At 68.4% G+C, this 25239-nt stretch carries 25 protein-coding genes, 2 pseudogenes and 2 riboswitches; of the genes and pseudogenes, 13 read left to right on the top strand and 14 right to left on the bottom strand.

Annotation, left to right across the window (positions count from 1 at the left end; all coding sequences use genetic code 11):
- Positions 1-48: 48 nt before the first annotated feature.
- Positions 49-397: pseudogene (locus ACTWQN_RS30495) on the bottom strand (GntT/GntP/DsdX family permease); the annotation flags it as partial.
- A gap of 44 nt (positions 398-441) precedes the next feature.
- On the opposite strand from ACTWQN_RS30495, the gene ACTWQN_RS30490 reads away from it, so the two are divergent.
- Positions 442-594: a hypothetical protein gene (locus ACTWQN_RS30490; RefSeq protein WP_443207063.1), complete on the top strand. Its 153-nt coding sequence runs from the start codon at positions 442-444 to the stop codon at positions 592-594.
- Positions 595-623: 29 nt separating this feature from the next.
- Here the strand turns inward: ACTWQN_RS30490 and ACTWQN_RS30485 are convergent, their stop codons facing one another.
- The 4 genes from ACTWQN_RS30485 to ACTWQN_RS30470 form a co-directional block, all read right to left on the bottom strand.
- On the bottom strand, positions 624-1415 hold the full coding sequence (locus ACTWQN_RS30485) for a transglycosylase SLT domain-containing protein (RefSeq protein WP_443207062.1): 792 nt from the start codon (positions 1413-1415) through the stop codon (positions 624-626).
- A 115-nt stretch (positions 1416-1530) separates the two neighbouring features.
- Positions 1531-3885: a LuxR C-terminal-related transcriptional regulator gene (locus ACTWQN_RS30480; protein ID WP_443207061.1), complete on the bottom strand. Its 2355-nt coding sequence runs from the start codon at positions 3883-3885 to the stop codon at positions 1531-1533.
- 286 nt (positions 3886-4171) lie between these two features.
- Complete coding sequence (locus tag ACTWQN_RS30475) at positions 4172-5440, bottom strand: SLC13 family permease (RefSeq protein WP_443207060.1); 1269 nt, start codon at positions 5438-5440, stop codon at positions 4172-4174.
- 49 nt (positions 5441-5489) lie between these two features.
- Positions 5490-6245 (bottom strand): GntR family transcriptional regulator, encoded by a 756-nt coding sequence (locus ACTWQN_RS30470; protein WP_443207059.1) that lies wholly within the window; start codon positions 6243-6245, stop codon positions 5490-5492.
- Positions 6246-6307: 62 nt separating this feature from the next.
- Between ACTWQN_RS30470 and ACTWQN_RS30465 the strand changes: the two genes are divergently transcribed.
- Positions 6308-7084, top strand: coding sequence for an amidohydrolase family protein (locus ACTWQN_RS30465; RefSeq protein WP_443207058.1), 777 nt, complete (start codon positions 6308-6310; stop codon positions 7082-7084).
- A gap of 53 nt (positions 7085-7137) precedes the next feature.
- Entirely contained in the window at positions 7138-7803 is a 666-nt protein-coding gene (locus ACTWQN_RS30460; protein ID WP_443207057.1) for a DUF2461 domain-containing protein, read from the top strand.
- Positions 7804-7805: 2 nt separating this feature from the next.
- On the opposite strand, the gene ACTWQN_RS30455 is transcribed toward ACTWQN_RS30460, so the two are convergent.
- Entirely contained in the window at positions 7806-8150 is a 345-nt protein-coding gene (locus tag ACTWQN_RS30455) for a VanZ family protein (protein WP_443207056.1), read from the bottom strand.
- Between the two features lie 74 nt (positions 8151-8224).
- Here ACTWQN_RS30455 and pyk point away from each other — a divergent pair, with 74 nt between their 5' ends.
- From pyk to ACTWQN_RS30430, 5 genes are all read left to right on the top strand, one after another.
- Complete coding sequence (gene pyk / locus ACTWQN_RS30450; protein WP_443207055.1) at positions 8225-9646, top strand: pyruvate kinase; 1422 nt, start codon at positions 8225-8227, stop codon at positions 9644-9646.
- A 76-nt stretch (positions 9647-9722) separates the two neighbouring features.
- Positions 9723-10661 carry an acyl-CoA thioesterase II gene (gene tesB, locus ACTWQN_RS30445; protein ID WP_443207054.1) on the top strand — a complete coding sequence of 313 codons (939 nt, stop codon included), beginning with the start codon at positions 9723-9725 and terminating at the stop codon, positions 10659-10661.
- Positions 10662-10800: 139 nt separating this feature from the next.
- Positions 10801-11094: a LysE family transporter gene (locus ACTWQN_RS30440; protein ID WP_443207053.1), complete on the top strand. Its 294-nt coding sequence runs from the start codon at positions 10801-10803 to the stop codon at positions 11092-11094.
- 50 nt (positions 11095-11144) lie between these two features.
- Entirely contained in the window at positions 11145-12725 is a 1581-nt protein-coding gene (gene dacB, locus ACTWQN_RS30435) for a D-alanyl-D-alanine carboxypeptidase/D-alanyl-D-alanine endopeptidase (RefSeq protein WP_443207052.1), read from the top strand.
- Between the two features lie 221 nt (positions 12726-12946).
- Entirely contained in the window at positions 12947-13615 is a 669-nt protein-coding gene (locus ACTWQN_RS30430) for a DedA family protein (protein ID WP_443207051.1), read from the top strand.
- Positions 13616-13683: 68 nt separating this feature from the next.
- Here the strand turns inward: ACTWQN_RS30430 and ACTWQN_RS30425 are convergent, their stop codons facing one another.
- Positions 13684-13974, bottom strand: coding sequence for a helix-turn-helix domain-containing protein (locus ACTWQN_RS30425; RefSeq protein WP_443207050.1), 291 nt, complete (start codon positions 13972-13974; stop codon positions 13684-13686).
- Positions 13975-14170: 196 nt separating this feature from the next.
- On the opposite strand from ACTWQN_RS30425, the gene ACTWQN_RS30420 reads away from it, so the two are divergent.
- Both ACTWQN_RS30420 and ACTWQN_RS30415 read left to right on the top strand, forming a co-directional pair.
- A complete protein-coding gene (locus ACTWQN_RS30420) occupies positions 14171-14572 on the top strand; it encodes a helix-turn-helix domain-containing protein (RefSeq protein WP_443207049.1) in 402 nt (133 codons plus the stop codon).
- Between the two features lie 180 nt (positions 14573-14752).
- The gene (locus ACTWQN_RS30415) at positions 14753-15184 is read left to right on the top strand and encodes a hypothetical protein (RefSeq protein ID WP_443207048.1); all 432 of its coding nucleotides are present in this window, start codon (positions 14753-14755) and stop codon (positions 15182-15184) included.
- A gap of 23 nt (positions 15185-15207) precedes the next feature.
- Here ACTWQN_RS30415 and ACTWQN_RS30410 read toward each other — a convergent pair whose 3' ends face one another.
- Complete coding sequence (locus ACTWQN_RS30410; protein ID WP_443207047.1) at positions 15208-16359, bottom strand: NAD(P)/FAD-dependent oxidoreductase; 1152 nt, start codon at positions 16357-16359, stop codon at positions 15208-15210.
- A 270-nt stretch (positions 16360-16629) separates the two neighbouring features.
- Here ACTWQN_RS30410 and ACTWQN_RS30405 point away from each other — a divergent pair.
- Positions 16630-16815, top strand: a pseudogene (locus tag ACTWQN_RS30405) (response regulator transcription factor); the annotation flags it as partial.
- A 390-nt stretch (positions 16816-17205) separates the two neighbouring features.
- On the opposite strand, the gene ACTWQN_RS30400 reads toward ACTWQN_RS30405, so the two are convergent.
- Positions 17206-17427 (bottom strand): HC3 family zinc finger protein, encoded by a 222-nt coding sequence (locus tag ACTWQN_RS30400; protein ID WP_443207046.1) that lies wholly within the window; start codon positions 17425-17427, stop codon positions 17206-17208.
- A 108-nt stretch (positions 17428-17535) separates the two neighbouring features.
- Between ACTWQN_RS30400 and ACTWQN_RS30395 the strand changes: the two genes are divergently transcribed.
- Entirely contained in the window at positions 17536-18387 is an 852-nt protein-coding gene (locus tag ACTWQN_RS30395) for a helix-turn-helix domain-containing protein (RefSeq protein WP_443207045.1), read from the top strand.
- Positions 18387-18590, top strand: coding sequence for a DUF397 domain-containing protein (locus ACTWQN_RS30390; protein ID WP_443207044.1), 204 nt, complete (start codon positions 18387-18389; stop codon positions 18588-18590). Before ACTWQN_RS30395 ends, ACTWQN_RS30390 begins: the two co-directional genes overlap by 1 nt.
- A gap of 68 nt (positions 18591-18658) precedes the next feature.
- Here ACTWQN_RS30390 and bioB read toward each other — a convergent pair whose 3' ends face one another.
- From bioB to ACTWQN_RS30365, 5 genes are all read right to left on the bottom strand, one after another.
- Positions 18659-19720, bottom strand: a complete 1062-nt coding sequence (gene bioB / locus ACTWQN_RS30385) for a biotin synthase BioB (protein ID WP_443207043.1) — start codon at positions 19718-19720, stop codon at positions 18659-18661.
- A 101-nt stretch (positions 19721-19821) separates the two neighbouring features.
- Complete coding sequence (locus ACTWQN_RS30380) at positions 19822-21204, bottom strand: amino acid permease (RefSeq protein WP_443207042.1); 1383 nt, start codon at positions 21202-21204, stop codon at positions 19822-19824.
- A 305-nt stretch (positions 21205-21509) separates the two neighbouring features.
- Positions 21510-22790 (bottom strand): serine hydroxymethyltransferase, encoded by a 1281-nt coding sequence (gene glyA, locus ACTWQN_RS30375; RefSeq protein WP_443207041.1) that lies wholly within the window; start codon positions 22788-22790, stop codon positions 21510-21512.
- Between the two features lie 99 nt (positions 22791-22889).
- Positions 22890-23993, bottom strand: coding sequence for a glycine cleavage system aminomethyltransferase GcvT (gene gcvT, locus ACTWQN_RS30370; protein ID WP_443207040.1), 1104 nt, complete (start codon positions 23991-23993; stop codon positions 22890-22892).
- 133 nt (positions 23994-24126) lie between these two features.
- Positions 24127-24225, bottom strand: a riboswitch (glycine riboswitch).
- Positions 24226-24320, bottom strand: a riboswitch (glycine riboswitch).
- Between the two features lie 155 nt (positions 24321-24475).
- Entirely contained in the window at positions 24476-25201 is a 726-nt protein-coding gene (locus ACTWQN_RS30365) for a TetR/AcrR family transcriptional regulator (RefSeq protein ID WP_443207039.1), read from the bottom strand.
- Positions 25202-25239: the final 38 nt, after the last annotated feature.

The following is a 25239-nucleotide window of genomic DNA, read 5'->3' as shown; positions in this document are numbered from 1 at the left end:
GCGAAGTGCGGTCGGGGGGGGGGGGACCCCCCCCCCCCCACCCCCGAGTCACAGCAGGGCGGACAGTCCGAGGATCACGCCGAAGGAGACCACCGAAAGCAGCGTTTCCATCACCGACCAGGTTTTGAGGGTCTGTCCGACGGTCATCCCGAAGTACTCCTTGACCAGCCAGAACCCGGCGTCGTTGACGTGCGAGAGGAAAAGCGACCCGGAGCCGATGGCCAGCGCGACCAGTGCCCTGCGCCGGTGGGAGTCCGGCCACCAGCGGCGCCACCATGCCAGCGGCCGAGATGGTGGCCACCGTCGCCGAACCGGTCGCGACTCGGATGCCGACCGCGATCAACCAACCCAGCACCAGCGGCGAAAGATGGGCCCCGCTGGCCACATCGGTGATCATTCGAGGAGCTGCTGCGGTGGCGGGCCGGGCACGGGCTGATGCCGATGCATCCGCGCCCGGTCGCCGTGCGGCTGCACTGCGAGATCGCCGAGTGCATCCGCGGCGGTGACCGGGCGCGGGCTGAGGAAGCTATGCGCGAGTTGGTCGCCGAAGCGTTGGAGGGAACGTTGTCGGGGTTGGCGGCTGCCGCCCAGTAACCGTGGCTCAGGAGTTCCTGGGCGGGGGATCAGTAGCCCTGGTAGCTACCGCCGGACCGGGTGCTCGCCACGCCGGGCACGTCGGACACCGAGCCGTAGCGCGAGATCGAGTACCGGGTGGCCGCGATGATGTTGTCGACCGGGTTGTAGATGTTTTCGTGGCCGGGCAGGGCGAAGGAGTCGAAGGTCGGCTTGATGGTCTGCATCAGGCCGATCGACGGGGTGCCCGCCGCGGCGTTGGAGTCCCAGTCGTTGCTGGCGCTCGGGTTGCCGTTGGATTCGTGCATGATGATCGTCCGGATCGCGTCGGCGTCGGCCTGGTCGCGGGAGATGCCGTTGGCCTCCAGCACGCCCTGCGCCTGGTCGATCCAGGCGCCGACCTGGTCCTTCGCGCTGTCCTGGACCGGCGCGGCCTCCGGCGCGGGCACAGCCTCCGGGGCGGGCTGTGCGGCGGGCGCAGGCTGCGCGGCAGGGGCGGGTTGGGCTTGCGGGGCGATCTGGGCCTGCGCGGGCAGCGGTGCGGCGTCGGCCAGCGGGGCGACGTGCGCGGCGGCCTGCACGGTGGGCTGCTCGGTCTTCACGGGGCCGACGCCGGTGAAGACGCCGATCACGCCAACGGCGGCCACGGCGACGCCGAGCTGCATGGACCGCATCTTCGGGGGGACGCGGTGCTGCCGGTTCGCCGAGTCGGTGACGAACGCGGCGCGCAGCCAGTTCGCCGTTCGTGGCGCCGCTGCCGCACAGCGGTGCCACCCGGTCTTCCGGGTATTTCGATCGTCGGGGGCGATCAGTTCGGGGGAATTAATTTGTTCGGGGGTCACGGGAACCGAGACTCCAGCACGGAGCGTGTACACGCATCGCGGTTTGCACGTACGTAGGTACCTAGATTCGCCCATTAGGGCGACGTCGCGAATGGTCTCGGTTACTTAACGTGAACTACTCGGCGGTAGCGTCCGCGACGGCACCAGGCTTCTGCGTCGCGACCCAACCGCCGATCTGCGCGCGGGAGGAGAAGTCGAGCTTGGTCAGGATGTTCTGCACGTGGCCTTCGACGGTGCGCTGCGCGATCACCAGGCTCTCGGCGATCTCCTTGTTGGTGTTGCCCTGCGCGACCAGCTCGGCGATCTGCCGCTCCCGCCGGGTCAGCGGCATCGGGTGCACGTTGTCCTCGCTGCGCGCCCGCACGTTCTTCTTCACTTCCAGCGCGTAGTCGATGGTGCTGTTCAGCGATAGCTGGCGGCCCCGGTCGAACGCCTCCTGGAACGCCCCGTCCCCGAGCGAAGCCCGGGTCTGCGCCTCGTGCTCGTCGTGGTCGGCGGCGAAGTTCGCCCAGAAACCGGGCGCCGCCCGCACCGCGTCCCATGCCGTCGAGGCCGCGCCGAACAGCCGCGCGGCGCGCTCGTGCCTGCCCTGCCGCTGCGCCACCCAGGCGAGGCTGTCGACGTTGGTGGCCATCCCCATCCGGTTGTCCAGCTGGCGCTGCATGCCGAGGGCTTCCTTCGCCGCGGCCTCGGCCCGCTCCGGATCCCCGCGCCGCACCTCGACCTGCGCGGACGCGGACAGCGCGTAGGAGCGCCAGTACAGTTCGCCGCGCTCCGCGGTCAGCCGGACGCACTCGGCCAGCAGACCCAGCCCGGTCGAGTAGTCCTCGCCGAGGCCCTTGACGAGACCGAGACCGAACAGCGTGAACAGTTCGCCGCCGAGCACCTCGCGCTTGCGGAACTGGCCCAACGCCTCCTCGGCCAGCGCGGCCGCGCGTGCGATGTCGTTGACGAAGAACGCCGCCATGGCCCGCACCAGCGTCAGGTAGGCCTTCTCGGTCTCCTCACCGCGCTGGTCGGCCAGCTCGGTGGCCTGCTCCAACATCGATTTCGCGGTGTCGGTGTCGCCCTGCAGCAGGGCGAACCAAGCGCCGACCCGCTGCGCCCGCACCCGCTCGGGCACCTCGTGCGGCGCGATCGCCATGGCCTCGTCGAGCCAATGGCGGCCCTCGCTGTTGAGGCCCCGGATCCCCCAGTAGGGCCAGAGATCCGTGCACATCCGCAGCGCGGTCCCGGCGGTTTCCGGGCTCGCGGCGGCCGTGCGCAGCGCCACGCGGAGGTTGCCCTGTTCGCTGCGCAGCCGCTGGACCCAGGCCACCTGGTCCGGGCCGATCCAGTCGGCGGCGAAGCGGCCGACGAGGTTGGCGTAGAAGGCGAGGTGCCGCTGCCGCACGGCATCCAGCTCGCCGAACCCGATGAGCTTGTGCTGACCGTATTCGCGCAGCGTGTGCGGTAGCCGGAAGCGGACTTCGCCGCCTTCTTCCTCGCGCATCAGCACCGACTTGTCCACCAGCGAGTGGATCGCGCCGAGCACATCGGTTTCGGAGAGCCCGTCGGCGACCACCTGCTCAGCGCCGGTCAGGTCGAAGCTGCCGGAGAACACCGACATCCGCGCCCACGTCAACCGGTCCTGGTCGGAGGCGAGTTCGTAGCTCCAGTCGATCAACGCGCGCAGCGTCTGCTGCCGGGCCGGGGCGCCGCGGCGTCCCTCGGTGAGCAGGTCGTAGTGCTCGGCCAGGCGTTCTTCCAGCTGCCGCAGGGACAGCGAGCGCAGCCGCAGCGCCGCCAGCTCGATCGCCAGCGGGTTGCCGTCGAGGTGGTGGCACAACCGCATCAGCGCGGTGGCGTTCTCGGCGGTGACCTCGAACTCGGGGACCGCGGCCTTGGCCCGCTCGATGAACAGCCGGACCGAGGAGAACTGCTCGTAGGCCTCCGGCGGCGGCAGGTGTTCGATGTCGGGGACCTGCAACGGCGGGACGACCATCGTCGCCTCCCCGGCGACGCCGAGCGACTGCCGACTGGTGGTCAGCACCCGTACTCCCGGGCACCACCGCACGACCGCGTCCACCAGCAGCGCGACGTCCTCGACCACGCGTTCGCAGTTGTCCAGCAACAGCAGCATCTCGCGGTTCTTGAGCTGTTCGATGACGGTGTCGATGTCGTCACCGGCCGACGGGCCGCCGATGCCAAGCTGCTCGATGACCGCGTCGACCACCAGCGAGCCGTCCCGCACGTCTTCCAGCTCGACGCAGCGCGCCTTGTCCCGGAAGGAGCGGCGCATGTTGCTCGCGACCCGGATCGCCAGCCGGGTCTTGCCGACGCCGCCGGGGCCGGTGAGGGTCACCACCCGGGATTCGGCGAGCAGGCGCTTGGTGAGGGTGATCTCGCGGCGTCGACCGACGAAGCTCGTGACGTCGGCCGGGAGATTGCCCGCTGGCTCCCGCACACGGGCTCGCGCAGTGGAGACCACGCCACGAGCTTAACCCGCTGAATGGGCTCTGACCTGCGATCTTGTACCCAGCTAGGTCGTCTCACCCGTAAGAGTGAATATCGAATCGATAGGCACGAAGCGTAAACAGCGCTAGCCCTGGATGAATGTGTCGGGCCTCACCGCATCGTGCGGTTTGTGTGAATGCCTTAATGCGGAATGTAACTGCCAAGACGCGGTGGGTGCGTTCGGGATGGGCGGCGCGCCCCGACTTCCGCGGATGCGCCGGAAGATCGAGTGCTGGCAGCGCCACCGCGGACCGGGTTGTTCACACCAGGCCGGGGACGGCCAGGAAGACCAGCCAGGCAGCCAGCGGTGCGACACCGATCATCGACATGCCCCAGGCCATCAGGTTGCGGAAGGTCCTGGTGCGCTCGGACTCCTCGGTGTTGGCGACCACCAGCGCGCCGCCGGTGGAGAACGGACTGGAGTCCACGGCAGACGCCGCGACGCACAGCGCGGTGACGAAACCGAACACCGCGATGTCGCCGGACGCCATGAACGGCACGGCCAGCGGTACCAGTGCGCCGAACATCGCATTCGTGGAGGCGAAGGCCGATACCAGCCCGCCCACCAGCAGGATCAGCAGCGCCGCCAGCAGCGGCTGGCTGATGCCCGCGATCGAAGCGCCGAGGCTGTCGACCACGCCGACGTTCTGGAGCATCGTCACGTAGGTCACGATGCCGCCGATCAGCAGCACGACGCTCCAACCGATCTGCGCGGCGGCGTCCTTGCTCTGCCGAGGGAAGATCACGGTGAGGGCCACGGCCGCGGCCAGCGCGCCGAACCCGACGTCGAGGTCGAACCCCAGCGCCCCGATCACGAGCAGCACCAGCAGCGCGATGGTCAGCACCTGCGCGCCGCTCCAGCGCTGCACGGCAGCCCCGGGCCCGTCCGCCGGTTCGACCTCCGCAGGCTGCACCTTGCCGCGCCCGAGCAGCTTCCAGCCGCCGAAGAGGGTGAACGCGACGAGGTTCAGCGCCAGGTTGAACAGGAAGGTGGCCAGGAAGACCCCACCGGCGTTCACCTGCACTCCGTTGTGCACCAGCACGCCGTCGACAATGCTGAAGTAGACGCTGATCGGGGAAAAACCACCGGCGTTCGTGCCGTTGAGGATAGACAGCCCGACCAGCATCGGATGGATGCGGTAGCGCTGGGCGAACGCCAGCCCGACCGGCGCCAGGATCGCGTTGGTCGCCGCGCTGACCGCACCCGAGCCGGTGATCGCGGCCGCCAGCAGGAACAGCACCCAAGGGACCAGCACGACCCGGCCGCCGACCGCCTGCACCGAGCGGCCGACGATCCGGTCCACCGTCCCGTTGTGCTTGGCGATGGCGAACAGCCACGTGACGCCCACCAGGGTCACCAGCAGGGAGCCGGGAAAACCCTTGGCCACATCATCGGGGTCCAACCCGAAGTAGGCCGTGCCGAGCACGAAAGCCGCGACGAGCGCCACCGCACCCATGTTCACCGGACGCCACATGGCCAGCGCGAAGACCGCGACCAGCACGAGCACCGACAGCAATTCAGCGGGCATGGTGGAAAAACCTTCCCTCGATCCGGGAGTTGTGGGGGTACGCGCTGGGTCAGTGGATTTCGACGCGGTACCGGAACGTGCTGGCCAGACCGCGGGACCGGCGCACCTCGACCGGGGTGCCGGAATGGGTCCGGGCCACGCGTTCGACGACCACCACCGGTTCGCCGGACGAGCAGCCGAGCAGTTCGGCGATCCGGCCGTCGGCGAGTTCCACCCACAGCTCCTCGTCGGCGGAACCCACGATTTGCCCGCACAACTGCTCGTAGACGGGGTAGAGCAGGTCGCCGATCTGGTCCAGGTCGACGTCGCGGAGCCGCTCGAAGGTCGGCAACGGCAACCAGATGTCCTCGACGAGGAACGGCTCGCCGTCGTAGAGCCGCACGCGGTGCAGCCGCAACGTCCGAGCACCCGTGCGCTCGCCGAGGGCGTTCGCGACGTCGGCAGGAGCGGGTTCGGTCTCGCGGGCGAGGATCCGGCTGGCGGGCACCTGGTCGCCCTGCCGGTAGTGGCGGAAGAACCGGAACAGCGAGTTCTGCGCCTGCATCCGACGCAGGTAGGTGCCGTTGCCCTGGCGGCGCTCCAACAGACCCTCGTCGACCAGATCGGTCAGCACCCGCCGCATGGTGCCCAGCGAAACCCCGTAGTCCTGGGCGAGTTCGGCTTCGGCGGGCAGCGGTTCGGTGGGGGGCCACTCGCCGCCGCGGAGGCGCTCGGTGAGCGCTTCCCGAAGCCGAGCGTGCAGCGGCAGCCGCGGGTCCATGGCGGCCAGCGCTTCGCGCGCGGCTTTGGCTGACGACGATGACATGCCCGCCATCATGAACCCTCTTCCTTTAGTCGTCTAGTCCTATAGAGGTTTAAAATAATGCGGTGCGCACCTCCGTCGACACCCACGCCCACGTCTTCCACCACGGCCTGCCGCTGGCGGCAGGCCGCCGGTACGCACCGGACTACGACGCGCAACCGACTGACTACCTCGCCGAGCTGGACCGCCACGACATCGATCGCGGCGTATTGGTGCAGCCGAGCTTCCTCGGCACCGACAACACCTTCCTGCTGGACTGCGCGGCGCGGCACCCGGCGCGGCTGCGGGCCGTGGTGGTGGTCGACCCGGCCGAGCTCGACCTCGCCGGGCTTGATCGGTTGCAGGCGGCCGGGGTGCGCGGCATCCGGCTGAACCTGATCGGCGTGGCGGTGCCCGACCTGTCCGCGTGGGAGCCCTTCGCCGACCGCATGGCACGGCTCGGCGTGCACCTGGAATTCCAGGCCTGCGGACCGCAGTGGGTCCAACTCGCCCCCGCGCTGCGCGAGTGGCCGGGACCGGTGGTGATCGATCACGTTGGCCTGCCGCGACGCGCCGCGGACCCCGGTCGGCACGCGGTCCGGGAACTGGCCGCGCGCGAGCACGTCTGGATCAAGATCTCCGCGCCCTACCGCAGCCCCAGCGGTCAGGCCAGCACGGCCGCGGCGGAACTGGCGGACACCGTCGGGGTGGACCGCCTGCTGTGGGGCAGCGACTGGCCGTGGACGCAGCACGAACAGGGCCGCAGCTTCGGCGAACTCCTCTCCTGGGCCCGGGCGCTGCTGGGCCCCCGATTCGAGCAGGTGCTCCAGGAGAATCCGGCGCGCCTGCTGGACTGGCCGTGATCGCGGTCCCGGGGGGTGCTGCCGGACCGACGGCGGACTCCTAGGCTGATCCGGTGCGGTTCGAAGGTTTCGGCGACGGCGCGTTGGAGTTCTTCGACGGGCTGGTGGCCGACAACTCCAAGGCTTATTGGAACGACAACCTGGTCGTCTACCGCGAGCAGGTGCGTGCGCCGATGGAGGCGTTGCTCGCCGAACTGGAACCGGACTTCGCGCCCGGTTTCGGCAAGGGCAAGGTCTTCCGGCCGCATCGGGACGTGCGGTTCAGCCGGGACAAGTCGCCGTACAAGACGCACTGCGGCGCGGTGATCGAGCAGGGCCGTGGTGGCGGTGCCTACTACGTCGAGATCGGCGCGGACGGGATGCTCGTCGCTGGTGGCTGCTACCACACCGAGTCCGACCAGCTCGCCCGCTTCCGCACCGCGGTGGACACCGACATCCACGGCGAGCACCTCCGGAAGCTGCTCGACGTGCTCGTCGGCGCGGGGTGGGAGATCGCCGGGGAGACGCTGCGGAGTCGGCCGCGCGGCTTCGCCGCCGATCATCCACGGCTGGATCTGCTGAAGCACCGCACGCTGTACGCGTCCCGCAGCTGGCAGTCCGACGACGTGCTGTACGAGCGGGCCTGCTTGGAGCGGGTTCGACAGGCGTGGACCGCGGTGCGGGAACTCAACCAGTGGTGCGCCGACCACATCGGCGTCACCGAGAAGAAGCGCCGCTGAGCTCAGCGGCGCCGCACGGCCGCGATGATCGCCCAACTTGCCGCCACGCCCGCCACGTCGACCAGCGCGTCGGCGAGCTCGCAACTGCGTCCCAGCGGCAGCAGTCCCTGCAGCACCTCCGATGCCGCCGCGTAGCCGACCAGCGCGGGCAGCAGGCGCGAGGTCTGGCATCCGGCGATCCGGCCGGTGCTGGCCAGCGCCGCGAACAGCGCGAAGTGCACCACCTTGTCGGTGCCCGGCGGCGCAGTCGGTACGCCCGATTCGGGGGTGAACAGGATGACCAGACTCGCCAGTCCCGAGATCACGAACGGCGCTCGGGCGAGCTGAGTTCTGTAATGATCCAGCAACGATCTCCCCGATCGGCGCGGACAGGCATGGCTGCGTGCTGCACGCAGCGGTCAACAGACTACGCTGGCACAACGTGAGTCGACGAGCCAAGATCGTTTGTACCATGGGCCCAGCCACCGCCACACCGGAGAAGGTGGCCGAGCTCGTCAGCAGCGGGATGGACGTCGCCCGGCTGAACTTCAGCCACGGCAGCCACGCGGATCACCAGCAGGTCTACGACATGGTCCGGGCCGCGTCCAAGGAGTCCGGCCGCGCCGTCGGAATCCTGGGCGACCTGCAGGGGCCGAAAATCCGCCTTGGCAGCTTCGCCGCCGGGCCGGTGGAGTGGCGAACCGGTGACACCGTGCGCATCACGGTCGACGACATCCAGGGCACCCATGATCGGGTGTCTACCACCTACGAGGGCCTCGCCAACGACGCCAAGGTCGGCGACCGACTGCTGGTCGACGACGGCAAGGTGGGGCTGACCGTCACAGGCGTCGAGGACAACGACGTCGTGTGCGAGGTGACCGAGGGCGGTCCGGTTTCGGACCACAAGGGGATTTCCCTGCCGGGCATGGACGTTTCGGTGCCCGCGATGTCCGAGAAGGACATCGAGGACCTGGAGTTCGCGCTGGAGCTCGGCGTGGACTTCATCGCGCTGTCCTTCGTGCGCAGCCCGGCCGACATCGACCTGGTGCACCAGGTGATGGACAAGGTCGGCCGCCGCGTCCCGGTGATCGCCAAGCTGGAGAAGCCGGAGGCGGTCGACAACCTGGAGGCCATCGTGCTGGCCTTCGACGGCGTCATGGTCGCCCGCGGTGACCTCGGCGTCGAGTTGCCGTTGGAACACGTGCCGCTGGTTCAGAAGAAGGCGATCCGGATCGCGCGGGAGAACGCGAAGCCGGTCATCGTCGCCACCCAGATGCTCGATTCCATGATCAACAACTCCCGTCCGACGCGCGCCGAGACCTCCGACGTCGCCAACGCGGTGCTGGACGGCACCGACGCCGTGATGCTCTCCGGCGAGACCAGCGTCGGCCGCTACCCGATCGAAACCGTGCAGACGATGGCGCGCATCGTCGAAGCGGTCGAGGCCGGTTCGACGGCACCACCGCCGCTGAGCCACGTCCCGCGCACCAAGCGCGGCGTCATCTCGTACGCGGCGCGTGACATCGGCGAACGGCTCAACGCCAAGGCACTGGTCGCCTTCACGCAGTCCGGCGACACCGTGCGCCGACTGGCCCGGTTGCACACCAGGCTGCCGCTGTTGGCGTTCACCCCGGAGGAATCCGTCCGGAGTCAGCTGTCTCTCACTTGGGGGACGGAGACGTTCTTGGTGCCTAAAGTCGACACAACCGACCAAATGGTGCGGCAGGTGGACCAGGCGATGCTGTCCCTGGGCCGCTCGCAGCGCGGCGACATGGTGGTCGTCGTCGCGGGTTCGCCGCCCGGCACGGTCGGTTCGACCAACCTCATCCGCGTGCATCGACTGGGCGAGGAAGACCACGTCTGATCCGCGTGTTCGGACGGGAGCCACCCGGCGCTCCCGTCCGCTGACCGGGCGGACGCAAGAGCACTAGGAGCGCGCAGTGACCGAAGCGGCCCGAGCCGCGGCTGCGGACCCGACCGGCACTCGGCTGCGGGACGACGTTCCGCTGGACGTCAACGGCATGCCGCACGGCCAGCCGGTGCTGGACAGCCTGGTGGCCCTGCTCGACCTGGAGCGCATCGAGGAGAACATCTTCCGCGGTGTCAGCCCGGCTTCCTCGCCGGTGCGCGTCTTCGGCGGTCAGGTCGCCGGGCAGGCGCTGGTCGCCGCCGGTCGCACGGTGCCGCCGGAGCGGCAGGTGCATTCGCTGCACGCCTACTTCATCCGGCCTGGCGACCCGAGCATCCCGATCGTCTACGAGGTCGACCGCACCCGCGACGGTCGCTCGTTCACCACCCGCCGCGTCGTCGCGGTGCAGCGCGGCAAGGCGATCTTCGCCCTGTCGGCGTCCTTCCAACTCCAGGAGGAGGGCATCGACCACGCCGAGCCGATGCCCGAGGTGCCGGACCCGGAGACGCTGCCGACCTTCGGCGAACAGATCGGCCCGCTGATCGAGAAGCTGGGCAGGGCCCAGCCACGACCGATCGACGTGCGCTACGTGACCGAACCGCCGTGGGTCAGCCGCGAGCGCGGGCCGCGGGAAGCCCGCAGCCAGGTGTGGATGCGCGCCGACGGCGTGCTGCCCGACGACGACCTGCTGCACGTGTGCATCGCGGCGTTCGCCTCCGACATGACGCTGCTCGACGCGGTGCTGGCGCGGCACGGCGTCTACTGGGGGCTGGACAACGTCAGCGGCGCGAGCCTGGACCACGCGATGTGGTTCCACCGCCGCTTCCGCGCCGACGAGTGGCTGCTCTACGACTGCGCCTCGCCCAGCGCCTCCGGCGCCCGCGGCCTGGCCACCGGTCGCTTCTTCTCCCGAGACGGCCGCCTGGTGGCGACAGTCGTCCAAGAAGGGCTGCTACGCGTCAGCGATTGATCGCGCACTCCTGCGGGCCGGTTCGCGTGGCGGAGTTGGCGATTTCGCGCGCAGGTCTCACCGCGATCGGCGGCGTTTGGGGCGCAGGTGCCGGGGCGCGGTCAGGGCCTTGCCGTCCGTCTGGTTCGAAGGAGCAGTCGTGCACATCGCCTGGGGGTCGTTCCTGCTGGCGCTGCTGGTGATCGTCCTGGTGCCGGGGCCGGATTTCGTGCTCGTCACGCGCAGCGCCGCGAACGGTGCGCGCTGGGGCTGGCTCGCGGCGGCCGGGGTGACCTGCGGGCTGCTGGTGCACGCGACGGCGGCGACCCTCGGGCTCTCCGCGCTGGTGGCGACCGCGCCCGCGGCGCTGCGAGTGGCGAGAGTCGGCCAAGCGGTTACGACGCTTCGAAAAACAAGATCGAAACAAGCTCCGAGCCTCGTTGACCGGCTGTGATGGGCGGTTTACGCTGCATGATCTGTTTGGCTAGCCGAGGGAGCTGCGTGATGCGTCGACGATGGGGATTGGCGTTCGGATTGGCGGTGGCGCTGGGTGTTCCGTTCGCCTTCGTGGCCCCGTCCGGGGCCGCGCCCAGCGGGCCGGACGCGTTGCGGGTAGACCTCGACGACATCCTCGCGGACCAGCGGTTGAACGGCTCGCACGCCGGAGTCGTGGTGCGCGACCCGGACACCGACGAGGTGCTCTACAGCAGGCAGGCGACGGACCGGGCGACCCCGGCGTCGAACGCGAAGCTGCTCACCTCCGCCGCTGCGGTGGAAACCCTGGGGCCGGACTACCGGTTCCGCACCGATGTGCTGACCAGCGCGGCGCAGCAGGGCTCGGTGCTGCTCGGTGACCTCTACCTGCGCGGCACCGGCGATCCGACGCTGCTCGCGGCCGACTACGACCGGCTCGCGGCGCAGGTGGCCGAGTCCGGGATCCGGGTCGTGCAGGGGAATCTGCGCACCGACGACAGCTGGTTCGACGACGTGCCGCTGGGCACCGGATGGGCCTGGGACGACGAGCCGTACTACTACGCCGCCCCGGTGTCCGCGCTGACGGTGGCGCCCAACACCGATTTCGACGCCGGAACCGCGATCGTGCGGGTCAGCCCGACCACCGAGGGGCAACCGGCCGTGGTGCAGCTCGACCCGGCCACCGAGGCCGTGCGGATCGACAACCAGACCACCACATCCACTGCCGGGGGCGAGCCCGACGTGACCGTGCAGCGCGACCACGGCGGCTCCCGGGTGGTGGTGAGCGGCACCGTTGCGGCCGGTGCGCAGCCCTTCGAGGACTTCACCAGCGTGCCCGACCCGTCCGCGTACGCCGCCGACGTCTTCGCCCGCGCGCTCGCCGCGCACGGCGTGACCGTCGAGGGGACCGGGGAGGGCGGGGTGCCGGGTGGTGCGCGGACGCTGGCGCAGCGGCAGTCGATCCCGCTGCGCGAGTTGCTCGTGCCGTTTCTGAAGCTGAGCAACAACGGGCATGCCGAAGTGCTGGTGAAGGCGATGGGTCGAGAGGCCCGGGGCGAGGGCAGTTGGGCGGCCGGGCTCGAAGTGCTGAACGAGAAGCTGACCGGTCTGGGGGTGGACCCGCAGGTGCTGCGCCTGGTGGACGGATCCGGTCTGTCCACTATGGACAACGTCACGCCGGATCAGCTCACCGTGCTGCTGGACAACGTGCGCCAGCGCCCGTGGTTCCAGGCCTGGTACGACGCGCTGCCGGTGGCCGGGGTGGCGGACCACATGGTCGGCGGCACGCTGAGCGGCCGGATGGCCGGGACCGCGGCGGCGAACAACGTGCACGCCAAGACCGGCTCGCTGACCGGTGTCACCGCGCTGTCCGGCTACGTCACCGCCGCCAACGGTCGGCAGCTGGTTTTCTCGGTGCTGTTCAACGACTTCCTGACGAGCTCGCCGAAGGATCTGGAGGACGCGATCGCGATCCGGCTGGCCGAGTACAACGGTGCCCAGGACCAGCCCCGAGGCCGACCGCAGGTGACGCAGTCGCGGACGTCGCTCGACGACCCGAGCACGCGGGTCGACGAAAGCGCCTTGGAATGCTCCTGGGTCAAGGCCTGCTGACGGACGGGACACCCGGTCTGAGTCTTGGCGATTTCGCGCGAAATCGGCGCATCCCGTGCGGAGTGGGAGGCGATTTCGCGCGAAATCGCGGCTGCGCCGCGTCGAGAACGGGACAAGGACAGCACCTCAGGGATGGGTGGGGGACATTCCGGAGACTGGGGCATGATTACGCCGGTAGTGTGACGCCAGTCCGAGCCGCACGCATGCCGAGGAGCAGTTCTGTGACCTTCATCAGCGACATCCTGGCAGTCGTCGGAGGCTTGCCGAAGCCGCTGTTGGTGCTGGTGACCGGTGCTTTGGTGCTCGGTGAATGCACCATCGGGCTCGGTTTCCTGGTGCCTGGCGAGAGCGGGCTGCTGGTCGCTTCGGCGGCGGTCACCGACGCCGGGTTCTTCTTCGTGCTGGCCGGTGTTGTCGCGGTGTGCGCTGCGGTGGGGGACAACATCGGGTTCTGGCTGGGGCGCCGCTACCGGTTGAAGATGCGGGAAACCAAGGTGGTGCGGAAACTCGGCCAGCACCACTGGGACCGCGCCGGGCGGCTGTTGTGCAAGTGGGGAATCGGTGCCGTTCTGCTGGCCCGGTTCCTGCCGGTGGTGCGGACCCTGATGCCTGCCGCCGCCGGAGCCAGCGGGATGGCCTACGGCCGGTTCTTCTTCTCCTCGCTGGTGGGGGCGGTTGCGTGGTCGGCGACGCACGTGAGCATCGGGTGGGCCGCTGGGGCGTCGGCGAAGTACATCGAGGAGATGTTGGGTCAGGCCAGTTGGATCCTGGTGGTTCTCCTGGTGCTCGTCGGAGTGGGGATCTGGTTCTGGCGGCGGCGGGATCGCCGCGCGGCTGTCGTGGAGGCCGACACCGACGAGGTCCCCGGTGACGTCGAGTCGGCGGCCTGATTTTCGTTGCGGGATCGAGTGTTGTGCCGTCAATCCCGCACTCTATCCACAGTGGACTCTGGAAGTGCTCATCTGGTGTTGCGTCGACCCAGGTGGGACGCCAGCGGCCTGCACGGCTGGCGCGTTGGCCTGAACTCCTCGTGGGAGTGCGAGAAGCGGAACAATTCCGGTAGCGCCGCTTCACCGAAGAGCACCACGCACGCGGCGATGAGCTCGGGTCCCGGCTGATCGCCGCTGAGGGCGCGGTACACCGTGGAACGGCTGCGCTGCGCCGCCTCGGCGAAATCGTCGACATCCCACCCGCGCGCGTTGCAGTACTCCCGGAGCTTTTCCGGGCGCAGGTGGACGAGGTATGGCATGGTTTTCCTCCTCGGCGGGTCGTATGCCAGCGAGTCCTGTTCGTGCCACTGAACTCTAATTCGTTGTACTGCGCTGAATCCAGTCAGTTGCAATCTTGATACGACCTCTCGGGTCGATTGAGCCATTTGCAGTAGTACCAGGCGAACTGGTCGGCGGCCTGCTTCGAGTCGCATGCGCGCGACTAGACTCGAATGCATGGCACCTTCGGGCGATTCTGGTAACGCTGCCGAAGGCGGGAGCGATTTCGTCGCGTACCTCGAACGACACCTGGTGGAGCGCGGTTGGACGGTCTACGACTTCTGCGAGCACAGCGGGCTGAAACCCAGTGTCGTCTTTCGGTGGCGCAAGGGATATCGGCCGGACATCGGCAATTCGCGGATCATGGCGAAGGCGCTGGGGGTGCCCCTGCTCGAAGTGCTCGTGAAGGCGGGTCGACTGACGCCGGATGAGGCGAACGCCGACGTCCGAATCGCGCCAGAGCTCGGCGAAGTGCCGCTCTCGGTCCTCCTGAGCGAGGCGGCGACCCGTGCCGCTCGTCTTGAGCGGACCGAATGCGTGAATACAAAACCGAAGGGGAAAGCCCAGGAGCCGCAGTGACAGCGAATGATCAGATGATCACCGGAGGAAATGCGATACCCGTGGTCGGCGCGGTCCGGCACGCGGCCTCGACTAGGCTTCGGACAAAATGCGATCGCGGTGTGCCGAACCCGGTGGGCTGGCTGCGGACTCTCATCGGACCATCGGATGAGCGGGGAAGACGTGCACCACACTGACGCCGTGAGCGCACGGACCACGCACGCGAAGGCGGAGTCGGTGGAGATTCGTCTGCAAACCGGTGATCAGCTCGTGGTGGCGGTGGAGGACTCGGACGCGGAGAGCTACGTGATCTCCTGTCTTGCGAGCAATCGCGACGTCAAGTGCGAACCGTGCGAGTTCGACCCGGACGAGGCTCGCCACGTGGCTCAGGCCATGCTCGACCTCCAGCGTTCCAAGACGGGGCCGGTGGAGATTTGCATTCCCCGCACTGGCGATCAGCTGACCCTGGCCATGGAGGGCGAGGGCGACGAGAGCTACCTGATCGCCCACCTCGGCAACGACTACCGCGACGGCCACTACGAGCCGTCCGAGTTCGGCCCGGAGGAAGTGCGTCTCGTCGCGCGGGCCTTCCGCGACCTGGCGGACGTTGCGGAGCAACGCAGCGGGTCGTGATCGCGGCGCCGGGTCAGCCGCGGTCAGCTGACCGGCGCGGTGGATTTCGTCGCGAGCTGCTTGCGGATCTTGGTGAAGACCTTGGGGTTGTTCATCGCCAGCACTCCGGTGGTTTCGCCGTGCCGGTGGAAGGTCGCGACGAAGCGGCGGTCCGCTGGCGCGCCGTCGACGATCGCCACCTGATCGGTCCGGTCCACCCGCCCGGCGAACTGGATTCGTACCCCGTACTGCTGCGACCAGAAGTACGGCACCGCGGAGAAGTGCGCCGCCGTGCGTCCGGCGAGGAGGTTGCCGACCGCGGTGGCCGGTTGTTCCAGCGCCGTTGTCCAGTGCTCGAACCGGCTGGTGCCGTAGCGGGCCACGTCGCCCACCGCCACGACGTTGCGCAGGTCGGTGACACCTCCGGCGTCGCACTGCACGCCGTTGGAAATCGTCAGGCCCGAGCCGCGCAGCCAGTCGGTGTTCGGGCGGGCGCCGATGCCGACCACCACCACATCGGCGGGCAGGACCGCGCCGCTCGTCAGCTCCACCGCCGTGACCCGCTGCTCGCCGTGCAGCCGCTGGACTCCGGTGCCGCACAGCAGCCGGACGCCGTGATCGGAGTGCAGTGCCGCGCACACCGCGCCGAGTTCACCGCCGACCACGTGCGCCAGCGGAACGTCCAGCGCCTCCACCACGGTGACGTCGAGGCCCAGGTCCCGGCAGGTCGACGCGACCTCGGCGCCCACGAATCCGGCGCCGATGATCACCACCCGCGCTCCCGGCCGCAGGTCCGCGCGCAACGCGATCGCATCGTCCACGGTGCGCAGCGCGTGCACACCCGGTGGGCCCGGCAGCGTCTTCGGGCTGGCGCCGGTTGCGATCACCACCGCGTCCGCCGGGCATCGGGAGCCGTCGTCGAGTTCGATCGCGCCGTCGCCGGAGGCCAGTGCGACCGCGCGCCGTCCCAGCCGCCACGTCGCCTGCACGGCGGCGAGGTCGTTGTCATCGGCCAGCGCGAGGTCGGGCGCGTCGACCACGCCGGACAGGAAGTCCTTCGACAGCGGCGGCCGGTCGTAGGGGCGGTGGACTTCCGCGCCGATCAGCTCGATCCGGCCGTCGAAGCCCTGTTCGCGCAGCTCCTGGGCCGATCGCCAGCCCGCCAGCGAGGCGCCGACGATCGTGATCGTCCTCATGCGGCTGCCACCTGGCTCTCCGGCAGCGAGGCATCCTGGTGCGTGCGGGTGTCGTCGATGGCGCAGCGGTTGAACACCGCGATCGGCTCGGTCGTCGGGCGGGATTGGAACATCGTGGGACCTCCGTTGTGCTATCCAGAACACGGAGTGCGATGCGCAACAATGTGCGGCTCCGGTCGTGGGCGCGTCAAGGGGGTCGGCGGTTCTTTTTGATGTTCCGCGACACATGCCCGCATGTTGGAACACCCCGGCTGCCGGTCGAACCGGCGCCGGGAAAGGGACGTGCTCGACCAGATGGCCCAGGGCCGCACGAACGCCGGAATCGCGGCGAACCTGCACATCTCCCAGAGCGCGGTCGAAAAGCACGCGAACGCCATCTTCGACAAACTCGACCTGGCCCACCTCACCGGCTACAGCCGCCGAGTCCTCGCAGTACTCCGCTACCTGGACCCATGACAATGTCGTGACCGGAAATTCCGGCTCTTTTCCGCGATTACCACTCACGAGCCTTGCTTCGCAGCGCATGTCGTCCGTAGTGCGCTGATTCGAAATCCCGTTGTCGTTCGGTCGCGACCCGCGTGCACAGCTGCCACACACCGGTGGCATCTTGTCCTGCCCTGGCGCGCTGACCCGAGCCGCGCCTGACCCAGACGAATGCTGCGGCGACGGTGCAGATCACGACGAAGAAGGATCCGAGCAGAGCGGTCATTGCAGTCCTTCCACGGGGAATCGGGTTGGGGGCCTGGCCGGAGCTGGGGCGGGGAGGGGGTTCGCGATCCGCTCCGGCCGGGCTAGCCTCGCCGCTGCGGGCCGGGGGAAGCCGACGCGGCGAGGCCGTCTGGGGGACTAGTCGAAGCGGGCGGCGATGAGGCGCCAGCACTTCATGCAGGTGTCCTCGGCTATCCACTCCAACTCCGGTGGACGGCGCTGCACCTGCCAAGCCTCGACCTCGATGCCGCAGAACGACACGACCGCCGAATCCGGCGCAAGGCTCTTGCTCGCCACGTCGAAGGCGTGCCGCCCAACCCCCACCGGCCGCCAGGACCAGTCCACCGAGGAAATCTGCATCGCGCGAGTCCTTTCTTGTCTCCGGAACATTCTCTTGCATCCGGAGACAATTGATCAATTCCCTGGTCGAGTGATCACGGATTCGGTCCAGCGCCCTATGCTTGTTGCATGGCCGGAGACGTCGAGCATCACTCGCCGCAAGCTCGGATTCTCGGTGGAGAGCTCCGCGAACTGCGGAAAGAAGCTGGGTTGACCGTCCGCGAGTTGGCATCGAAGATCGGTCTCGGTCACGCTGCTGTCTCCCGCTACGAGACAGGTGTCCGTTCGCCGTCTCCGGACACGCTCGCCCGTCTGCTCACCGCACTTGGCGCCTCGGTCGTGCGCTACGAGGAGCTCTTGGAGCTGGCGAGGCGGTCGTCAGAGCCGAATCTCATCGGCAACAGCCGTTCCGGACTGCACAAGCACCTGCTCAACTTGGCCGAGTTCGAGCGAACGGCCGAACGCATCGTGCATGTCGCGCCGCTGGTCATCCCAGGGCCACTGCAAACTCGTGAGTTTGCCAGCCACATCATGTCCAGCCTCAGCGGCGAAGAACGAGAAGTCCGCGTCGAGCTCCGCATGGCTCGCAGCAGCGCTGTCCTATCCTCGGGGAATCTGGAAGCGATCATCTCCGAGCGTGTGCTGGGCGACGACATCGGTGGGCCCGTGGTGATGGCCGAACAGTTGCGACACATAGTCGCTGCGGCCAAGGCAGGCGGTGTGATCGTGCGCGTTCTGCCAAAGCGTCTGCAGCAGTGGACCCTGGCGCACAACGGATCTTTTGTGCTGTTCGAGTTCGCCAAGGCCGCACCGATCATCCACCTTGAGCACTATCGCGGACCTGCTTTTCTCTATGACCAAAAAGATGTTGAGGCGTACCGGAAAGCACTAACGATGCTCGACGAGTTGGTCATGTCTTCAGACGAGTCGATCAAGCTCATGACCGAGGTGGCCGAGCAACTGGAGAGGAGCGGAAGGTAATGACAACCCCCTCGGCGTTACCCACCGGCTGGAGAAAATCAAGCAAATCCAATCCAAACGACTCCTGCGTCGAAGTCGGCCGGTTCGCCGACGGAGCTGCGGTGCGCGATACCAAGGACCGCGCAGCGGGGCACTTCGTCACCAACCGCCACCAGTGGAAGAAGTTCATCGCCGCCCTGAAGGCCGACCGCTTCGCAGGGTGATTTTTTCGGAGTGAAGGGCACCTTTGACCGGCTATGTCGGTCAAAGGTGCCCTTCACCTCTCACCTGATCAGGTGTTGGTGGGTTGGGTTGTGCCTACTCCTCGGCGGCGGATCGTCACTAGGTCGTGGCGGGCTTCGGGGAGGGTTCGCTCGTCGGTGCCTTCGATGGTGAATCCGGCGTCCGCGATCATCTGGCGATCGTCCACACCGGACTGGCCCTCGGTGGTCAGGTAGTCGCCGAGGAAGATCGAGTTGGCGACCTGCAACGCCAGCGGTTGCATGCTGCGCAGGTGGATTTCGCGGCCACCGGCCAGGCGCACCTCGACGTCCGGGAAGCAGAACCGGAACAGCGCGAGGATGCGCAGGCAGCGGATCGGGGTCAGGTGCCAGTCGGCGCCCAGCGGGGTGCCCTCGATCGGGATCAGGAAGTTGATCGGCACCGAGTCCGGATCCAGTTCGCGCAGTTCGAAGGCCATGTCCACGATGTCCGCATCCGACTCGCCCATCCCGAAGATCGCCCCGGAACAGGGCGAAAGGCCCGCGCTGGTCGCTTGCCGGACGGTGTCGACCCGGTCGGTGAAGGTGTGCGTGGAGCAGATCTCGGCGTAGCGGGACTCGTTGGTGTTGAGGTTGTGGCTGTAGGCGTGCACCCCGGCGTCGCGCAACCGGTCGGCCTGCCCCTCCCCGAGCAGCCCCAGGCACGCGCAGATCTCCACATCCGGCTGCTGGGCCTTGATCGCCTCGACGGTCTCGGCGACCCGGCCGATGTCCCGCTGCCCCGGACCGCGCCCGCTGGTCACCAGGCAGATCCGCTTCGCACCGGCCCGCGCCGCCCGGTCGGCGGCTTCGGCGGCCTCAGCGGGCGCGACCCACGAGTACTTCAGGATGTCCGAAGTGGACCCCAGCCGCTGCGAGCAGTAGTTGCAGTCCTCCGGGCACAGTCCGCTCTTGAGATTGATGATCGTGTTGAGCTTGACCCGGCGGCCGAAGAAGCACCGGCGGACCCTACCGGCGGCTGCCACCACATCCAGCACGTCGAGTTCGTCGGTGAGCAGTGCGAGCGCCTCATCGCGGGTCGGCGGACGCCGGTCGAGGGACTTCGTGACCAGCGCATCCAGCGAGATCGTCATGGCTAGAGCCTCGCCGACCCGCGATGGGGCAACAACGTGCCCGCCCTACAAGATCCGCACCGGTGCTTTGTCGGGACGAATCCTCAAGTGGTTGACGACGTTCACCTGCGGATGAGTTCGCGCTCCGGCCGCCGGTTGCGCACCGCGAGGTAGCCGATCACGACGGCGACGGCCAGCACCGGCGTGATGTACAAGGCGATTCGCGTCTCCGCGTCGAAGGCCAGCAGCACCACGACGAACACCAGGAACGCCAGCACCACGTAGTTCGAGTACGGGGCGAGCGGCATCCGGAACGGTCCCGCCTGGATCTCGCCGCGAGCGATCTTGCGGCGGTAGCCCAGGTGCGCGATCACGATCATGCCCCAGGTGAAGATGGCGCCCACCGTGCTGGCGCTGGTGATGTAGGTGAACGCCTGCTCCGGGACGAAGTAGTTGAGCACCACACCGATCAGCATCGCGCAGAAGGTCACCGCGATGGCCCGCGCGGGCACCGCCCGCGAGCTCAGCCGCCCCACCGAGCGCGGCGCCTGGCCGTCCTCGGAGAGTGTGCGCACCATCCGCGCGGTGGAGTAGATGCCGCTGTTGCAGGACGAAAGCGCCGCCGTGGTCACCACGAAGTTCACCACCCCGGCCGCGGCCGGAATGCCGATCAGCGTGAAGGCGTGCACGAACGGGCTGCCGTCGGCGGGGAACTGGGTCCACGGGACCAACGCGGTCAACGCGATCAGCGCGCCCACGTAGAAGATCAGGATCCGCCACATCACCGAATTGATCGCCCGCGGCAGCACCTTCTGCGGGTTGGAGCTCTCGCTGGCGGTCTGGCCAACCATCTCGACGCCGACGAAGGCGAACATGACGATCTGGAACGCCAGCAGCGACGAGGTCGCCCCGTTCGGGAACAGCCCACCGTTGGACCAGATGTTGCTGACCGCCGCCGTGTCGCCCACATCGCTGAAGCCGAACACCAGGATCAGCGCGGCCAGCACGATCAGGCCGATGATGGCCAGCACCTTGATCAGGGCGAACCAGAACTCGAATTCGCCGAACAGCTTCACCGCGATCAGGTTCACCCCGCTGAGCACGATCAGCGCCCCGAGCGCGGGGATCCACTGTGGAACGTTGGGGAACCAGAACTGGAAGTACTCGCCGACCGCCGTGATCTCGGCCATGCCGGTGACGATCCAGACCAGCCAGTACCCCCAGCCGACCGCGAACTTCGCCCACGGCCCGACGAACTCGCCCGCGTACTCCGCGAAAGATCCGCTGACCGGGCGGTACATCAGCAACTCGCCGAGCGCCCGCATCACGAAGAAGATCATCACACCGGCGATCGCGTAGATCAGGATCAAGCCCGGGCCGACCTGGTGGAGCGCCTTGCCGGAACCGAGGAACAGCCCGACCCCGATCGCCCCACCGATCGCGATCATGTTGATGTGCCGGGTACTCAGATCCTTCCGGTACTCCTCGGCCACTGGTTGGCTCATCGAAGTGGACTCCTTAAACTGCCAGCGTATTTCGCTGAAACTGCGCAGATACTGCGACATTCGGTGGATGCTGGCAAGAGGTTGGGACCACTTGACATCGAGCGTTTGCCCGATCGAGCACAAGTCCACTTCGGACCCGTTAGCACAACGCCACATTCCGGACATTGCGGGCCGGAATGTGGCGTCGTGCGTCACACTTGGCAACTGTCTTTGATCTTTTGAAGCGGCGCCAGCCGCTTAGCCCGAGACGGCGTCTGAGTCCCGCCACCCGCACCGCTGCGCAAGATGAGTTCGAAGACAGGTTCTTACAGGTTCGGGTACAGCGGGTGCTTGGCGGCGAGCGCTTCGACGCGGGAGCGCAGCTTCGCGCTCGTCGTGTCGTCGAAGCCCGGTTTCAGGGCCTCGGCGATGATGTCGGCGACCTCGGTGAACTCCTCCTTGCCGAAGCCCCGGGTGGCCAGCGCCGGGGTACCGATGCGCAGCCCCGAGGTCACCATCGGCGGACGGGGGTCGTTGGGCACGGCGTTGCGGTTGACGGTGATGCCGATCTCGTGCAGCCGGTCCTCGGCCTGCTTGCCGTCCAGTTCGGAATCCCGCAGGTCCACCAGCACCAGGTGGACGTCGGTGCCGCCGGAGACCAGCCGCACCCCGGCCTGGGCGGCGTCGTCGGCCAGCAGGCGCCCGGCCAGGATCTGCGCGCCCTCCACGGTGCGCCGCTGCCGGTCGTTGAACTCCGGCGTCGCGGCGATCTTGAACGCCACCGCTTTCCCGGCGATCACGTGCTCCAACGGCCCGCCCTGCTGACCGGGGAACACGGCGGAGTTGAACTTCTTGGTGAACTCCGGATCCGAGGACAGGATCACGCCACCGCGCGGCCCGCCGAGGGTCTTGTGGGTGGTGGTGGTCACCACGTGGGCGTGCGGCACCGGGCTGGGGTGCAACCCGGCGGCGACCAGTCCGGCGAAGTGCGCCATGTCGACCATCAGGTAGGCGCCGACCTCGTCGGCGATCTCCCGGAACCGCTTGAAGTCCAGCTGGCGCGGGTAGGCCGACCATCCGGCGATGATCAGTTGGGGCTGGTGCTCGCGGGCCAGCTGGGCGACTTCGTCCATGTCGACGCGGTGGTCCTCGGCGCTGACGTGGTACGGCACCACGTTGTAGAGCTTGCCGGAGAAGTTGATCCGCATCCCGTGGGTGAGGTGCCCGCCGTGGGCCAGGTCCAGGCCCATGATGGTGTCGCCCGGCTTGAGCAGCGCGAACATCGCCGCCGCGTTGGCCTGCGCGCCGGAATGCGGCTGCACGTTGGCGAACGCGGCCCCGAAGAGCTCCTTGACCCGGTCGATGGCCAGCTGCTCGATGACGTCGACGTGCTCGCAGCCGCCGTAGTAGCGGCGGCCCGGATAGCCCTCGGCGTACTTGTTGGTCAGCACCGAACCCTGCGCCTCCAACACCGCCTGCGGGGCGAAGTTCTCCGACGCGATCATCTCCAGCGTGGACTGCTGGCGGTGCAACTCAGCGCCCACCGCCACCGCCACCTCCGGATCCACCGCGGCCAGCTGGTCGTTGAACAGGTCCGGTGTCGACATGATGTTGCCTCCTGTGTATTGCGGGACACCCGCACCCGGTCGGACCCGTGCGAGGGGATGACGAATGTCTCGCAAGTGTCCTCCAGATGTTCGATCTCGTCAGGCTTCGCGGCGGTAGAACGGCAGCTCGACGACCTGCACCGCGACGTTCCTACCGCGGATGTCGACCTGCAACTGGGTGCCGGGTTCGCTGTGGTCGCGATCCACGTAGGCCATCCCGATCGGGTGGCCCAGGGTCGGGGACGGGGCGCCGCTGGTGACGACGCCGACCTCGGCGCCGTCGGCGGCCAGCACGCGGTAGCCGTGCCGGGGCGCGCGGCGCTGCTCGGTGCTCAGCCCGACCAGGGTGCGCTCGGTGGGCTTCTCGGCGGTGGCGGCCAGCGCGGCCTTGCCGACGAAGTCGCCGGGCTTGTCGAGCTTGACCACCCGGCCGAGGTTGGCGTGGTAGGGCGTGAGGTCGGCGGACAGCTCGTTGCCGTACAGCGGCATGCCCGCTTCCAGGCGCAGCGTGTCGCGGCAGGACAGCCCGGTCGGCAGCAGGCCGTGCCGCGCGCCGGACTCGGTCAGCGCCTGCCAGACCGCTTCGGCGTCGCCGGGCGCGGTGAACAGCTCGAAGCCGTCCTCGCCGGTGTAGCCGGTGCGCGCCAGCAGCACGTCCTGGCCCGCCACCTGGCTGCGGTAGCCCGCGTAGTACTTGACCTCGTCGAGGTCGGTGTCGGTCAACGGCGCGAGGATCGCGACGGCGTTGGGGCCCTGCACGGCGATCAGCGCGTAGTCGTCGGAGACGTCCCGGTGCTCGGCGTCGAACCCGCCGACCCGGTCGGCCAACTCGGCGGACACCAGGGCCGCGTTGGCGGCGTTGGCCACCACCAGGAACTCCTGCTCGTCGAGCCGGTAGACGATCAGGTCGTCGAGCACGCCACCGGAGTCGTTGCAGATCATCGTGTAGCGGGCGCGGCCGGGCTTGATCGCCGACGCGGCCCCGACCAGCGCGTGGTCCAGCGCTTCGGCGGCCTGCGGCCCGCTGATGCGAATCTCACCCATGTGGGTCAGGTCGAACAGTCCGGCGCTGCCCCGGACCGCGTTGTGCTCGGCGATGTCGCCGGAGTAGCGCACCGGCATCTGCCAGCCCGCGAATTCGGTGAAGGTCGCACCGAGGGCTTCGTGCACGTGGTGCAGGGGCGTTCGCCGAGGCGACGACATGGTGAGACTCCTCCTGGTGGGCACCGGTCGGCAGTCGAGGGCCGGTCAGCTCACTGCGCCCAACCTTATCGGGGGCACCTCGACTCCGACCTGCACGGGCTTGGGACCTGCACGGGCTTGCGCTGGTCGGGCGGGTCTCCCCGGAGTCATTGGCCTGAGAGTTTCGCCACCCCCAGGGGTGGCTTGCACCGTGGGCGAGAAGCCTGCGCTTCTGCTTTTCTCCGTGTTCGCCTGGTGTCGTGCGGTGCCGGTGCCTGAGAGTTTGCTGGGGAGTGTTGCTCCTTCGGCGCTCCACCTCGCGGGCGGAGTCTCTCCCGCACGACGTCATCGGCGCGGTATTCGGTTGTGCGCCCAGGACGCTACGAACCGAACACGACCCAAGTCAACCGGACGAGTGAGTGATCTCGGACTGGCTTGACCGCGACTTGTGTCTCCTCCGAAAGGGGTTACCCGAAGTGGACTGAGTGAGTTGTCCGTTCGCGTCACCAGGCGTCGCCGGATCCCATGTCGTCGCGGGCTGCGTTCAGTTCTGCGACATCGGCCGGGTCTTCCAGCGACGCCTGGGGCTCGCGGCGCATCCGCTCGTCGCTCAGTTCGCGGTACTGCTTCTGCAGGCCGTCTATCAGGGCGGATAGGGCTAGTTCGAAGCTGTCCGCGTCTATTTCCGCCGCGTGTTCGCGGAGCAGGTGGGCTCGGTTGAGGTGTGGGAAGCGGTCGTCGTAGACCGCCGCGTCGTCTGGGAAGCCGCCGCTGAACGAGCCCATCGCGGAGCCGACCACCAGGTACTTCGTCGAGGCACCGATCATCGTGGCGTAGCGCTGCGGCCAGCCCGCGCTGGTCAGGCCGCCGTGCACCGCGTCCGCGGCGCGCAGCGCGATCTCCCGGCGGGCCGGGCCGTAGGCCAGGAACGGGACCAGGTTCGGGTGCGAGATCAGGGCCGCCCGGTAGGAGCGGGCCCAGGTGCGCAGGCCGGTCGTCCAGTCCGCGTCGAAGCCGGAGACGTCCACCGCGGCCATCACGCCGTCGGCGATCTCGTGCAGCAGGTCTTCCTTGGTCGACACGTGGTTGTAGAGCGATGCGGCGCGCACGCCGAGTCGCTCGGCCAGGCGGCGCATGGACAGCGCGTCGAGGCCGTCAGTGTCGATGATCTCCAGCCCGATCCGCTGGATGCGCTCCGGCGACAGCCGGGGAGTGGCTGGTCTGGGCACGTTCTCTCCTCGTCGGGTCCCTTGCGGCGCTCGCCGGG

It is taken from the genome of Saccharopolyspora antiqui (assembly GCF_052246905.1).
GTDB lineage: Bacteria > Actinomycetota > Actinomycetes > Mycobacteriales > Pseudonocardiaceae > Saccharopolyspora.
The sequence above is the reverse complement of the archived record's forward strand: the minus strand, read 5'-3'. Positions and strand labels throughout refer to the sequence as shown.

Bases quoted from the DNA above. Each gene is read 5' to 3' on its own strand.
- glyA (WP_443207041.1), bottom strand. From the start codon at position 22,790: ATGTCGACACCGGACCTGTTCAACGACCAGCTGGCCGCGGTGGATCCG.
- ACTWQN_RS30400 (WP_443207046.1), bottom strand. From the start codon at position 17,427: ATGCAGATTTCCTCGGTGGACTGGTCCTGGCGGCCGGTGGGGGTTGGG.
- ACTWQN_RS30390 (WP_443207044.1), top strand. From the start codon at position 18,387: ATGACAACCCCCTCGGCGTTACCCACCGGCTGGAGAAAATCAAGCAAA.
- ACTWQN_RS30425 (WP_443207050.1), bottom strand. From the start codon at position 13,974: ATGCCATACCTCGTCCACCTGCGCCCGGAAAAGCTCCGGGAGTACTGC.
- ACTWQN_RS30490 (WP_443207063.1), top strand. From the start codon at position 442: ATGCATCCGCGCCCGGTCGCCGTGCGGCTGCACTGCGAGATCGCCGAG.
- ACTWQN_RS30395 (WP_443207045.1), top strand. From the start codon at position 17,536: ATGGCCGGAGACGTCGAGCATCACTCGCCGCAAGCTCGGATTCTCGGT.
- ACTWQN_RS30410 (WP_443207047.1), bottom strand. From the start codon at position 16,359: ATGAGGACGATCACGATCGTCGGCGCCTCGCTGGCGGGCTGGCGATCG.
- gcvT (WP_443207040.1), bottom strand. From the start codon at position 23,993: ATGTCGTCGCCTCGGCGAACGCCCCTGCACCACGTGCACGAAGCCCTC.
- ACTWQN_RS30420 (WP_443207049.1), top strand. From the start codon at position 14,171: ATGGCACCTTCGGGCGATTCTGGTAACGCTGCCGAAGGCGGGAGCGAT.
- ACTWQN_RS30475 (WP_443207060.1), bottom strand. From the start codon at position 5,440: ATGCCCGCTGAATTGCTGTCGGTGCTCGTGCTGGTCGCGGTCTTCGCG.
- dacB (WP_443207052.1), top strand. From the start codon at position 11,145: ATGCGTCGACGATGGGGATTGGCGTTCGGATTGGCGGTGGCGCTGGGT.
- ACTWQN_RS30380 (WP_443207042.1), bottom strand. From the start codon at position 21,204: ATGAGCCAACCAGTGGCCGAGGAGTACCGGAAGGATCTGAGTACCCGG.
- ACTWQN_RS30470 (WP_443207059.1), bottom strand. From the start codon at position 6,245: ATGTCATCGTCGTCAGCCAAAGCCGCGCGCGAAGCGCTGGCCGCCATG.
- bioB (WP_443207043.1), bottom strand. From the start codon at position 19,720: ATGACGATCTCGCTGGATGCGCTGGTCACGAAGTCCCTCGACCGGCGT.